Origin of the sequence: Vibrio atlanticus, assembly GCF_024347315.1 — a bacterium.
GTDB lineage: Bacteria > Pseudomonadota > Gammaproteobacteria > Enterobacterales > Vibrionaceae > Vibrio > Vibrio atlanticus.
This window is the reverse complement of record NZ_AP025460.1, coordinates 367,209-380,948: the sequence shown is the minus strand read 5'-3', so window position 1 is coordinate 380,948 and position 13,740 is coordinate 367,209. Positions and strand designations below refer to the sequence as shown.

7 protein-coding genes and 1 riboswitch are annotated in these 13,740 nt (G+C 44.2%); of the genes, 5 read left to right on the top strand and 2 right to left on the bottom strand.

The genetic code is table 11. From position 1 onward, the window contains the following. Positions 1 to 231: 231 nt before the first annotated feature. The 4 genes from OCV30_RS01915 to OCV30_RS01900 all read left to right on the top strand — a co-directional run bounded on the left by OCV30_RS01915 (position 232) and on the right by OCV30_RS01900 (position 6,748). On the top strand, positions 232 to 879 hold the full coding sequence (locus tag OCV30_RS01915) for a LuxR C-terminal-related transcriptional regulator (RefSeq protein ID WP_029222919.1): 648 nt from the start codon (positions 232 to 234) through the stop codon (positions 877 to 879). A 154-nt stretch (positions 880 to 1,033) separates the two neighbouring features. Beyond that, positions 1,034 to 1,906 (top strand): UTP--glucose-1-phosphate uridylyltransferase GalU, encoded by an 873-nt coding sequence (gene galU, locus OCV30_RS01910; protein ID WP_065680117.1) that lies wholly within the window; start codon positions 1,034 to 1,036, stop codon positions 1,904 to 1,906. 150 nt (positions 1,907 to 2,056) lie between these two features. Next, a complete protein-coding gene (gene uvrA / locus OCV30_RS01905; protein ID WP_065680116.1) occupies positions 2,057 to 4,888 on the top strand; it encodes an excinuclease ABC subunit UvrA in 2,832 nt (943 codons plus the stop codon). A 96-nt stretch (positions 4,889 to 4,984) separates the two neighbouring features. Then, positions 4,985 to 6,748 carry a PglL family O-oligosaccharyltransferase gene (locus OCV30_RS01900; RefSeq protein ID WP_065680115.1) on the top strand — a complete coding sequence of 588 codons (1,764 nt, stop codon included), beginning with the start codon at positions 4,985 to 4,987 and terminating at the stop codon, positions 6,746 to 6,748. Between the two features lie 104 nt (positions 6,749 to 6,852). On the opposite strand, the gene OCV30_RS01895 is transcribed toward OCV30_RS01900, so the two are convergent. Then, the gene (locus OCV30_RS01895) at positions 6,853 to 7,992 is read right to left on the bottom strand and encodes a pyridoxal-phosphate-dependent aminotransferase family protein (RefSeq protein ID WP_065680114.1); all 1,140 of its coding nucleotides are present in this window, start codon (positions 7,990 to 7,992) and stop codon (positions 6,853 to 6,855) included. A gap of 176 nt (positions 7,993 to 8,168) precedes the next feature. After that, positions 8,169 to 8,346, top strand: a riboswitch (Lysine riboswitch). 109 nt (positions 8,347 to 8,455) lie between these two features. Here OCV30_RS01895 and lysC point away from each other — a divergent pair. After that, positions 8,456 to 9,823, top strand: coding sequence for a lysine-sensitive aspartokinase 3 (gene lysC, locus OCV30_RS01890; RefSeq protein WP_065680113.1), 1,368 nt, complete (start codon positions 8,456 to 8,458; stop codon positions 9,821 to 9,823). A 115-nt stretch (positions 9,824 to 9,938) separates the two neighbouring features. Here the strand turns inward: lysC and metH are convergent, their stop codons facing one another. Next, entirely contained in the window at positions 9,939 to 13,616 is a 3,678-nt protein-coding gene (metH, locus tag OCV30_RS01885) for a methionine synthase (RefSeq protein WP_065680112.1), read from the bottom strand. Positions 13,617 to 13,740 lie beyond the last annotated feature (124 nt).

Below are 13,740 nucleotides of genomic sequence, written 5' to 3'. Positions count from 1 at the left end.
AGAATAGCATGCTTTTCTGCTGTGATAAATCGCTTCCTATTCTCACTCCACCACAAAGAATAAAAACGTAACAAATCATGATATTCAGAGCGATGTTGCTTTTTTCTCCACTTACAAACCACTCATTTACTTTGATAATTGATATTCAACGCAAGTCACTATCAAGGCGCTAGAGAAGCGAAAGCCTGCATGACAACGTGGAATCTAATCCCACTCAAACAGGACGTTTCAATGAGAAAATCAAGATACGCTCGCACTTTACACTTTCTGTGCATCGACCCAAACGATACCTATCTACATGTAAAGGAGATAGAAAAGCACTTATCTATTATTCTCTACAAAATGACACCCGACGAATTAATGTTAGTTGATAGAAAGCAGAGTAACCGGATCTTGCTCGTCGATTATAGAGAGGTACCACAACTACTGGTTATTTGTCCTAACCTGACTGTTATGTGGAAAAATCACGAAATCATTTTATTCAATGTCCCCCAGCAACTTCCAACCTCAGAGCTTCTTACCTATGGGGTACTAAAAGGACTCTTTTACAACACTGAACAAAAGGACAAGATTGCTCGTGGTCTTCAAGAAGTGATCGATGGTGACAACTGGCTACCTAGGAAGGTGACTAATCAACTTCTGTTTTATTATCGTAACATGGTCAATACCAATACGACCCCAACCAATGTTGATTTAACTATTCGTGAAATCCAAGTCATTCGCTGCCTTCAATCAGGATCATCAAATACTCAAATAGCCGATGACCTTTTCATTAGCGAATTCACGGTCAAATCCCACCTCTATCAAATATTCCGTAAGTTAGCGGTGAAAAATAGAGTCCAAGCTATTGCATGGGCAAACCAAAACTTGCTTGCATAACCACTCCGCCTCTAATCTGACAATAATTTTGAGGGAAGCTCGAGTAATCATTGGTATTGTTGCTGAAATTTCGACATAACATATGCTAGAGTTGCCCTCAGAAATATCAACAAATCAGTTGAATCAATAATTATTATAGATAAAGGGTCTTATCATGATCAAAAAGTGCCTTTTCCCGGCAGCTGGCTACGGTACACGCTTCCTACCAGCAACTAAATCAATGCCGAAAGAAATGATGCCAGTTGTAAACAAACCTCTGATTGAATACGGTGTTGAAGAAGCTATCGAAGCTGGTATGGATGGAATGTGCATCGTTACTGGCCGTGGTAAACATTCACTGATGGATCACTTTGATAAGAACTACGAGCTAGAGCACCAAATTAGCGGTACCAATAAAGAAGACTTGCTGATCAATATTCGTGAGACGATTGAAGCAGCAAACTTTACCTACATTCGTCAACGCGAAATGAAAGGTCTAGGCCATGCTATCTTGACGGGCCGTGAACTTGTGGGTGATGAGCCTTTCGCCGTTGTGCTTGCTGATGACCTTTGTGTGAACGAGCAGCAAGGCGTTCTGACTCAAATGGTTGCGCTATACAAGCAGTTCCGTTGCTCAATCGTTGCAGTACAAGAAGTGCCTGAAAACGAAACTCATAAATACGGTGTTATCTCGGGCGAGATGATCAAAGACGATCTTTTCCGTGTCGATGACATGGTAGAAAAGCCAGAACCAGGTACTGCACCAAGCAACCTAGCGATCATTGGCCGCTACATTCTGACTCCAGATATCTTTGAACTGATCGAGCAGACTGAACCAGGCAAAGGCGGCGAAATCCAAATCACTGATGCATTGCTAAAACAAGCAAAAGCAGGCTGTGTGTTGGCTTACAAATTTAAAGGCCAACGTTTTGATTGCGGTAGTGTTGAAGGTTATATCGAAGCAACAAACTACTGCTTTGAAAATCTATACAAAAAAGACCAAAAGCAAATCGAACTAGGTAAACACTCGACAAAGAAAGAAGCGTGACAACGGGTTAATAATCAACGTTTAAATTGGTAGAAAGGGTGGCTCTTTGAGTCACCCTTTTTTGTTTACTGTTTTTTTATCCAGTAAAACTTTGCACAAATCTCACTCTATGTAATACTTTAGCCACTTAAAATTACATGGTCTGTTGAGATGGATAAAATAGAAATTAGAGGCGCTCGTACGCATAACCTCAAAGACATTAACCTAACCATACCTCGTGATAAGCTAACGGTTATCACTGGATTATCAGGTTCAGGAAAGTCGTCACTTGCGTTTGATACCCTCTACGCAGAAGGTCAACGTCGTTATGTTGAGTCTTTGTCGGCCTATGCTCGTCAATTTCTATCTCTCATGGAAAAGCCTGATGTCGACCACATCGAAGGTTTATCTCCAGCCATCTCCATCGAACAGAAATCAACTTCTCACAATCCTCGTTCAACTGTTGGCACCATCACTGAAGTCTATGATTACCTAAGACTACTTTATGCTCGTGTCGGTGAACCGCGCTGCCCTGATCACAATACCCCTCTCGCGGCGCAAACCATCAGCCAAATGGTCGATAAAATCTTAGAATTGCCTGCTGGTTCAAAGATGATGCTATTGGCTCCGATAGTCAAAGAACGTAAAGGTGAGCATGTTAAAACGCTTGAGAACTTAGCCGCGCAAGGCTTTATCCGTGCTCGTATTGATGGCGAGACCTGTGACCTGTCCGATCCACCAACGTTGGAGCTGCACAAGAAGCACACCATTGAAGTTGTGGTTGACAGATTCAAGGTTCGCCCAGATCTCCAACAACGTTTAGCCGAATCCTTCGAGACCACATTAGAGCTATCTGGTGGTATCGCAGTTGTCGGTTGGATGGATGATAAAGAACAAGAAGAGATCGTGTTCTCGGCTAATTTTGCTTGTCCAAAGTGTGGCTACAGCATGCAAGAACTTGAGCCTCGCCTATTCTCATTCAATAACCCGGCAGGTGCTTGTGGTACTTGTGATGGACTTGGTGTTCAACAATATTTTGATCCAAGTCGAGTTATTTTATATGAGAACCTAAGCATTGCAGAAGGTGCAATAAAAGGTTGGGATCAGAAAAATTATTACTATTTCCAAATGCTAACATCGCTGTCAGACCATTATGATTTTGACCTTTATGCTCCGTTCAATTCTTTACCAAAGAAAACTCAAGAGATCATCCTCAAGGGGTCAGGTAGAACTGAAGTTGAATTCAAATACATCAATGATCGTGGTGATATCCGAGTCAAACGTCATCCGTTTGAAGGTATTTTAAATACGCTGGAACGCCGTTACCGCGACACTGAATCTAGCGCGGTGCGTGAAGATCTTGCCAAGTACATCTCAACGAAGTCATGCTCTAGCTGTGATGGTACACGTTTAAGATTAGAAGCTCGAAATGTCTTTATTGGCGATACCACATTGCCAGAAATCGTACAGCTCAGCATTGCTGATGCACTAGAGTTTTTCCAAAACTTGTCGCTCAGCGGCCAGCGTGGGCAAATTGCTGATAAAGTGATGAAAGAGATCAATGATCGTCTGCATTTCTTGGTGAACGTTGGTTTGAATTACCTGAACCTATCACGCAGTGCAGAAACACTGTCTGGTGGTGAAGCGCAAAGGATTCGTCTCGCAAGTCAAATTGGTGCCGGTTTAGTTGGCGTTATGTATGTGCTGGATGAGCCATCAATTGGCCTCCACCAGCGTGATAATGAACGTCTACTACAAACTCTGGTTCACCTAAGAGATTTAGGAAATACCGTACTTGTTGTTGAGCATGACGAAGATGCGATTCGTTGCGCTGACCATGTTATCGATATAGGCCCAGGCGCAGGTGTTCATGGTGGTCACGTGGTCGCTGAAGGCACCATGCAAGACATCATCGAAAATCCGAATTCTTTAACTGGGCAATACCTCAGCGGCGCCAAAGAAATTGCGATCCCCAAACAAAGAACGCCTATCGATAAGAAAAAGGTCGTCGAGATCGTTGGCGCGACTGGGAACAACCTAAAGAATGTCACTGCGACAATCCCTGTAGGCTTGTTCAGCTGTATTACCGGTGTATCGGGATCCGGTAAATCAACACTCATCAATGACACCTTCTTTAAAGTCGCCCACACTCAATTGAACGGTGCAACAACTGCAGTTCCGGCGCAGCACAAAAAGATTAAAGGCTTAGAGCATTTCGACAAAGTAATCGATATTGATCAAAGCCCTATCGGTCGAACACCAAGATCGAATCCTGCAACCTACACTGGTATTTTCACTCCAATTCGAGAGTTATTTGCAGGTACACAAGAATCACGATCTCGTGGCTACAAGCCAGGTCGATTCAGTTTTAACGTTCGTGGTGGTCGTTGTGAAGCGTGTCAGGGAGACGGCGTCATCAAAGTAGAGATGCATTTCTTGCCAGATGTGTATGTACCGTGCGATGTGTGTAAAGGTAAGCGTTATAACCGTGAAACGCTAGAGGTCCGCTACAAGGGGAAAACCATTGACGAAGTTCTAGAGATGACTGTCGAAGATGCTCGAGAATACTTCAACCCTGTTCCTGTTATTGCTCGTAAGCTGCAAACATTGATGGATGTTGGCCTTTCCTACATTCGCCTCGGACAAGCAGCAACAACCTTGTCTGGCGGTGAAGCACAACGTGTTAAGTTGGCAAGAGAGTTATCTAAGCGAGACACGGGGAAAACCTTATACATTCTCGATGAGCCAACAACAGGCCTACATTTCCACGATATCCAGCAACTGTTAACGGTACTGCATAGATTACGGGATCACGGTAATACGGTTGTCGTGATTGAGCATAACCTAGACGTCGTCAAAACAGCGGACTGGATCCTAGATCTTGGCCCTGAAGGTGGTCAAGGAGGCGGTGAAATTGTTGCAGAAGGTACACCTGAAGATGTGGCGTTAGTCGAAGGTTCGCACACTGCTCGCTTCCTTAAGCCTATGTTAAATTTGAAGTAGGTGTAAAATAGCTCCCTGCGAGCAGACAGAAAAATGTTAAAGTAACAGGGCTTTTTTCAGAAGGAACAAGCTCTGTTTTTATAAGGTTAGGGATTTATGGCAACAATACATACTAGCGGTACCCAGCTAGAAAATCAGAGAACTCAGCTTCCGCTTAACAAGGCATTCCTTGCCTCTTTAGCTGTTATATTCTTATTAGCCATGCACTTTTTCATGCCCAATCCTGGAGGCTCAGGCCTCGCTTTATCCTTTAATCCAACCACTTGGTTAGCTCTTAGCTTTACGTTGGCGATTGGCTTCTACCAGCTTGCCACTAACCGAGCACTCAAATATTCAAAGTTAACCGTTGGCTTGCTAATAAGCTGCGTGATACTGACGTTGCCCATTATTTACAGCAACGCCTCTCCTCAAGCCGCATCAGGCCGACTACTGGGATTGTGGGCGGGCTTCGCTTTATTCGTGGTGCTTCAGCAATTTAAATTCAGTAACAAACACAAACAACGCATGTTGTGGTTCATTGTTCTTGCTGTCGTCCTACAAACACTTTTTGGCTATGTGCAATATTTCTTACTGGAACCTGGCAACCTATTTGGTTATAACACTGCGGCCAATAGACCTTATGGGATATTTCAACAACCGAATGTTATGGCCAGCTTTTTAGCTACCGGTTTTGTGCTTTCAGCTTATCTTTTAGCGAGACAGCCTGCTAAATATAATCGCAAAATTAGCGAGTCATTCTTACTATACCTGACACCAACCTTAACCGTACCTTTGCTGATCATCATTGCATCACGTACAGGATGGTTGGCTGCCGTAATCGGGTTTGTCTGCATTCTGCCTTACCTTTACAAGTTCTCGACCAAGAAGCGCTTCTACGGATGGTGTGTATCAGTGGTAGTCGGTATCGTCGTCGCTTTTTCGGTGATCAGCCTCAGTACAACTGATAGCCTCGCAAGCAAAAGGGCTAACTTAGAAAGCCCACGAGCTTATACCTTTCCGCAAGCGCTCGATATGATGATCGAAAAGCCATTTACAGGGTATGGCTACGGGAAATTCGAATCCGAGTACACGCTATACACAGCTCGCCAGCATCAACTCAACCCAAATTATCATCCCGGCCTTCCTTCAATGGATCACCCACACAATGAGTTCCTGTTTTGGGGGGTTGAGGGCGGAATAGTACCAATCATCGGGATCTTGATTGCTGCGGTGTTGGTGATGTCACGCATAGCTAACTCAGCGAAAGGAACACGTCTAGCACTACTTGCGCTGTTCATACCAATACTCTTACATTCTCAGCTTGAGTATCCTTTTTACCACTCGGCGATTCACTGGATAACCTTTATCATTTTGATTTACTGGGTCGATCAACGGACTTCTCGCCACTATCAGCAGCCGTTTAGTATCGTCAGTAAAACCCTATTCAGAGTGTCGAGCTTAGTCGTTCCTATCTTGGTGAGTTTTTACATGCTGAGTGCCTTACACACCAATTATGTACTCACTAAATTTGAAATGTCTAAGCCGAAAAACCCGGACATTCTTAAGCAGGTAACGAACCCCGTAGTATGGAAAGATCGCTATGATTGGGACGTGTACAGTACCTATCTAAATATCGGCCTCTACAAAGCCGATCCTAGCCTGATCCAGCCTTATATAGATTGGTCGTTAGAGATCATAAAGAGTAAGCCAAGGCCTGCTTTCTACAGCAACCTGATTCTCGCGTATCAAGGATTAGGCGATCACAGCAAGGCAGAACAAATTCGCAGTGAAGCGAGCTTCTTGTTCCCAAATCGAGACTTTTCCAAGATTCAGTATAAAAGAGTATCACAAGAAGAAGATAACCTGTCGTCTGCTGAGTGATGTTTAGATCTCGGAACTAAAGCACCATTTCTGACCTTTCGGTTAGGCACAAAAAAGCGCACGATCTCTCGTGCGCTTTTCTTTTGAACTTCAGCTTATAGCTACTATTTTAGAGCGTCTTGCAACGCTTTTAAGCATAAGGCTACATTCTCTTTTCGAGCGCCATAACCCATTAAACCAATACGCCAAGCCTTCCCAGCTAAAGAGCCAAGGCCTGCACCGATTTCAAGATTATATTCTTCTAACAGCTGCGTTCTTATTTTGGCTTCATCAATCCCTTCAGGGAAGTAAAGCGCATTCAATTGAGGTAGGCGACTCTCTTCATCAACCACAAACTTTAATCCTAGTGCTTCTACGCCTTCTTTAAGCTCTTGGTGCATCGCATGGTGACGTGACCACGCATTATCCAGGCCTTCATTTTTCAATAAAACCAACGACTCATGCAGAGCATATAGGCTGTTCACAGGCGCAGTGTGGTGATAGCTACGCTTACCTTCTCCACTCCAATAACCTAATACCAAGCTCTGATCCAAGAACCAGCTTTGTACGGGAGCTTGACGTGCTTTCATTTTATCGACAGCACGTTGAGAGAACGTCACGGGAGATAAACCAGGTACACAAGACAGACACTTCTGACTGCCTGAATAAACCGCATCGAGTTGCCATTCATCAACCAACAATGGCACACCACCTAATGATGTCACCGCATCCACAATCGACAATGCATCAAACTGGCGAGCGACTGCGGAAATAGCTTGAGCATCCGATAACGCGCCAGTAGACGTCTCGGCATGCACAAATGCGACAGCAACAGCATCGGGGTTTTCAGCCAATGCCTTTTCTACCTTTTCAACTGAAACGGGCTTACCCCACTCGTCATCAACAAGGATGGCTTCACCACCACAGCGAACAACATTCTCGCGCATACGCTCACCAAAAACACCGTTACGACAAACAATGACCTTTTCACCAGGCTCAATCAAATTAACAAAACAGGTTTCCATGCCCGCACTGCCTGGAGCAGAGACAGCAATCGTAAATTCATTCTCTGTTTGGAATGCATACTTAAGAAGTTGTTTAAGCTCATCCATCATCGCAATAAATAGCGGGTCGAGGTGACCAATGGTTGGACGGCTTAATGCCTGTAAAACTTGAGGAGAAATGTCTGAAGGCCCCGGCCCCATTAACGTTCGGTGTGGCGGATAAAAGCTATCGATAGCAGCAGTGAGTGTTAAATTAGACATGTACATCCCTTACGTTAATGTTGTGATCAGTCCACCCTAAAGCAAATTGATTACCTCAGCAATTAGCCATAAGTATTGAGGTCAAACCAGTGTCACATAATTGTTAAAATTATTTTTCAATTATCTCACGTTACGGATTGACATTATTTGCGCAAACACGTTCAATGAAATGGCTATCTAGCAGAAGAGGAGCACTGCCCAGGCAGGTGTTTTGTGGAACCGCATTTCCAATACAAAACATTCATGGGGAGCAGTGCCGAGATAATAAAAGGATGCAGGACCTTTATTATCGGTTGAGCGGGCTGAATCCCGTTAACTGTCGCCATTTCTATATGGTGAAGAGCTTCTGAGGTTACTATTCTAATAATTCCTCTCTTTTTTGCTCTAAAACTCTCTTCGAAAAACATCGGACGTTGGATTACCCAACAGTAATTTTATTTTAGGAAATCGTGGGAGATATATCGTGAGTGCATCTAATGTAGCTGGTTCTTTTAATGTCGCTAAGTTTGGTGGAACAAGTGTTGCCAACTTTGAAGCAATGAGCCGTTGTGCTGCCATTATTGAAAACAACTCAAATACGAAACTGGTCGTGAGTAGCGCATGCTCTGGCGTGACTAACCTGCTTGTTGAACTCGCGAATGGTGTTCAAGATAAAACTCGTCGCCAAGAACTAGTCACACAGTTAACCGACATTCATAATACGATTCTTGCTCAGCTAGCAGACCCAATTAGCATTGAAAAAGATGTGCACTGTATTCTGGATGATATTGCGAGCGCTGCAGAAGCCGCATCATTCCAAGCCAGTACCAAACTCACTGATCACCTAGTGGCATGTGGCGAACTGATGTCGACACATATCCTCGCTCAAATCATTCGCGAACGTGATACACCAGCGACTCGTTTTGATATCAGAGAAGTGATGCGCACCAATGATGATTTCGGTAAAGCAGAACCACAACTGGAAGATATTGCAGCCCTTGCACAGCAGAAACTGATTCCACTTTGCGAAGAACAAGTTGTCGTTACCCAAGGTTTTATCGGTGCCGACAGCGAAGGTAACACCACAACGTTAGGTCGTGGCGGCAGTGATTATTCAGCTGCACTGATTGCGGAGTCGGTACAAGCGATTGGCTTAGAAATTTGGACTGATGTTCCAGGCATCTACACCACAGATCCACGCATCGCATCGAAAGCATCTCCTATCCCAGAGATCAGCTTCAGTGAGGCATCTGAGATGGCAAACTTTGGCGCGAAAATATTACACCCTTCAACTCTGGTTCCTGCACTACGCCATCAAATCCCTGTTTTTGTCGGCTCATCAAAAGCACCAGAGCTTGGTGGAACATGGATTCGTCAACAAGTTGAAAGCTCTCCTCTGTTCAGAGCGCTTGCCCTACGCTGCAACCAAACCATGGTTACGCTACGCAGCGCTAACATGTTCCATGCCTATGGTTTTTTGGCAAAGGTATTCGAGATCCTGGCTAAACATAAGATCTCAGTCGATCTTATCACCACCTCAGAGATCAGTGTCTCACTTACTCTCGATCAAACCGATACCTCAGGTGGTGCTCCTGAGTTACCTGAAGCCGCTCGCCTTGAGCTTGAAGAGTTGTGTTCCGTAGATATTGAGCACGACCTATGCCTTGTTGCTCTTATTGGTAACAACATGAGCGAAAGCAAAGGCTATGCAAAGCAGGTATTCGGCACTCTAGAAGATTTCAACCTACGTATGATTTGTTACGGAGCAAGCCCACACAACCTATGCTTCTTGCTAGATGAATCTGTGTCTAAGCTGGCGATTCAAAAACTTCATCAAGAGTTATTTGAGTAGATAGTCCGTTTATCATCGACAGATAAATAACTAAATTACAGATACAAAAAGGGTTGCTATTAAGCAACCCTTTCTCTTTTTTACGTTACGAATCAAAGCTCGTTATAGATTCAAACTAGTTAATGTTTGGGCCTAACCACTTCTCAGCTTCCAACATATCCCAACCTTTACGGTCGGCATAGCTATCCACTTGATCCTGTTGAATCTGTGCAATCGCAAAGTATCGGGCATCAGGATGTGAAAAATACATACCAGACACTGAAGCACCAGGCCACATCGCGTAGCTCGTGGTTAGTGACATGTCGATCGCTTTTTCAACGTCCATCAACTCCCACAACGTTCCTTTTTCTGTATGTTCTGGGCAAGCAGGGTAACCTGGAGCTGGACGAATACCTTGGTACTTCTCACGAATCAAATCGTCATTAGACAGATCCTCATCCGGCGAGTAGCCCCAAATGTCCTTTCTCACTTCTTTATGCAGGTATTCAGCGAACGCTTCAGCCAATCGGTCAGCAACCGCCTGAATCATAATCGCGTTGTAGTCATCACCGTTGGCTTTGTATTCATCAGCAAGCTCACGCTCGCCGATACCACCAGTCACCGCAAAGCCACCAATCCAGTCCGCTTTACCGCTATCTTTCGGCGCAATGTAATCAGACAAACAGTAGTTAAAACCTTTTGGCTTCTCGGTTTGCTGACGAAGGTTGTGTAAAACCTTTAACACTTCAGTACGAGATTCATCGGTATACACTTCGATATCATCGCCAACGCTGTTAGCAGGGAACATCGCACACATCCCACGAGCTTCAAGTAATTTCTCTTTCTGTACTCGATCCAATAAATCGTTGGCATCTTTGAATAAGCGTTTCGCTTCCTCGCCCACTTCTTCATGATCAAGAATTGCAGGGTATTTACCGACCAATGACCATGTCATAAAGAATGGAGTCCAGTCGATGTACTGACGCAAAGTTGCCACATCAAAATCATTAAAGATGTGAACTCCCGGTTTAGCGGGTGCCGGTGGCGTGTAAGCATCCCAATCGATAGCTACTTTATTAGCACGTGCTCTTTCAAGAGTGACCGGTTTAGTACGAGGCTTCTTACGATTATGCTGATCGCGAACGCGATCGTAATCAATATTCAACTTCTCAACAAATGCAGGTTTCAGTTCGTTAGATAGTAGAGAGGTACACACACCCACCGCACGTGAAGCATTGTTTACGTAGACCACAGGCTCAGAGTAGTTCTGTTCAATCTTAACGGCTGTATGCGCTTTAGATGTGGTTGCTCCACCGATCAGAAGAGGCAGTTTAAAGCCTTGCCTTTCCATTTCTTTCGCAACATGCACCATCTCATCCAGGGAAGGAGTGATCAAACCCGAAAGGCCAATGATATCGACGTTTTCTTCCTTAGCGACCTTAAGGATTTTTTCACATGAAACCATCACGCCTAAATCGATAATTTCGTAGTTATTACACTGCAAGACAACGCCCACAATATTTTTTCCAATATCGTGAACATCGCCTTTTACGGTCGCAAGTAAGATTTTTCCGTTAGTTGCACCTACGTCTTTGGTTGCATTGATAAATGGCTCTAGATGGGCTACCGCTTGCTTCATAACACGTGCAGATTTCACCACTTGAGGAAGGAACATCTTACCTTCACCAAAGAGGTCACCAACCACATTCATACCATCCATTAATGGGCCTTCTATCACCTCGATAGGGCGAGAGGCATTAACACGAGCTTCTTCGGTATCTTCAACAATAAAGTCGGTAATACCTTTCACTAAGGAATGCTCTAAGCGTTTTTCTACTGGCCAGGTACGCCACTCTAAAGCAGATTTATCTTCAACTTTTCCAACTGCACGCTCTAGATATTCAGTTGCGATATCTAGCAAGCGCTCAGTGGAATCATCTCGGCGGTTTAGAACCACATCTTCAACGGCTTCACGTAAATCCTCAGGGACATTATCGTAAATCTCTAATTGCCCAGCATTTACGATGCCCATATCCATACCGTTTTTAAAGCAGTGGTATAGGAATACTGCGTGGATAGCCTCACGAACGTAGTTATTACCTCGGAATGAGAACGAAACATTCGATACACCACCAGAAATCATCGCATGAGGTAAGTCTCGTTTGATGTCCCCTACAGCTTCAATGAAATCGACCGCATAGTTGTTATGCTCATCAATACCTGTCGCCACAGCAAAAATGTTCGGGTCAAAAATAATATCTTCAGGTGGGAAGCCCACTTCATCAACCAGAATATTGTAGGCATTAGTGCAAATCTCAACCTTACGCTCTCGAGTGTCAGCTTGGCCAACTTCATCGAACGCCATCACGATAACGGCAGCACCATATCGGCGAACCAGTTTCGCTTGTTCGACAAACTTCTCTTTCCCTTCCTTCAATGAGATCGAGTTAACGATGCCTTTACCCTGAATACATTTCAGACCCGCTTCAATAACTTCCCATTTTGAAGAGTCGACCATGACTGGCACTTTCGAGATCTCAGGCTCAGACGCACATAGATTAAGGAATTTAACCATACACGCCTCAGCGTCTAGCATCCCTTCATCCATGTTGATATCGATAATTTGAGCGCCATTCTCAACTTGCTCTCGAGCCACACTCAAAGCTTCATCATATAGCTCTTCTTTGATAAGGCGCTTAAAGCGAGCAGAGCCCGTAACGTTAGTTCGCTCACCCACGTTAACAAACAGAGATTCCTTGGATATCGTCAATGGCTCTAAACCAGAGAGACGACAAGAGACGGGTAAATCTGGTAATTGGCGCGGTGTTACACCTTCAACAGCTTCTGCCATTTGGCGTATATGTTCTGGCGTCGTACCACAACAACCACCAATTAAGTTCAAGAAACCACTTTCAGCCCATTCCTTGACGTGTTCAGCCATATCTTCGGGAGAAAGGTCATACTCACCAAATGCGTTAGGTAAACCCGCATTAGGGTGTGCAGAAACATGACATTCGGAGATACGAGACATCTCACCGACATATTCACGCAATTCATCTGGGCCTAATGCACAGTTCAATCCAAATGAGATAGGTTTTACATGACGAAGGGCATTATAGAATGCTTCTGTTGTTTGTCCGGAAAGCGTCCGACCAGATGCATCTGTGATAGTACCGGAGATCATAACCGGTAAAATGATACCTACTTCTTCAAAGACAGATTCAACCGCAAAAGCACACGCTTTCGCGTTTAACGTATCGAAGATAGTTTCAATAAGAATTAAGTCTGAACCGCCCTTGATAAGCGCACGAGTCGATTCAGAGTAAGCCTCAACAAGTTCATCAAAGCTAACATTACGATAACCCGGATCATTAACATCTGGAGAGAGAGAACAAGTTCGGTTAGTTGGACCTAACACACCCGCCACGAAACGGGGTTTATCAGGAGTCTTCACTGTCCATTCATCTGCCGCTTCACGAGCCAACTTAGCAGCAGCATAGTTAATTTCTTCGCTGAGACTTTCCATATCATAGTCGGCCATAGCGATGGTTGTAGCGTTAAAGGTATTGGTCTCGAGGATATCAGCACCGGCTCCCAAATACTCCATATGGATATCTTTGATAAGCTTAGGCTGCGTAAGTACCAAAAGGTCATTGTTACCTTTTAAGTCACTATGCCAATCAGCAAATCGCTCACCGCGATAGTCTTGCTCTTCCAATTTATAATCCTGAATCATGGTACCCATGCCACCATCAATCAGTAAAATTCGTTGCTTCAACAGAGCGTCAATCTTTTGCCTTACATCACTTCCCACGATACAACCTCATTCCTTTAATTATCCCTCCATCCTACCACACATTCAAAAGGAGTCTAGACGTCTAAAACATGAAGTAAATGACCAAGTCATGACAAAAAATGTTTGCTATTTGAGCATGAGA

Excerpts from the sequence above, each read along its gene's own strand:
- OCV30_RS01915 (WP_029222919.1), top strand. The coding sequence starts at position 232 with ATGAGAAAATCAAGATACGCTCGCACTTTACACTTTCTGTGCATCGAC.
- galU (WP_065680117.1), top strand. The coding sequence starts at position 1,034 with ATGATCAAAAAGTGCCTTTTCCCGGCAGCTGGCTACGGTACACGCTTC.
- uvrA (WP_065680116.1), top strand. The coding sequence starts at position 2,057 with ATGGATAAAATAGAAATTAGAGGCGCTCGTACGCATAACCTCAAAGAC.
- OCV30_RS01900 (WP_065680115.1), top strand. The coding sequence starts at position 4,985 with ATGGCAACAATACATACTAGCGGTACCCAGCTAGAAAATCAGAGAACT.
- OCV30_RS01895 (WP_065680114.1), bottom strand. The coding sequence starts at position 7,992 with ATGTCTAATTTAACACTCACTGCTGCTATCGATAGCTTTTATCCGCCA.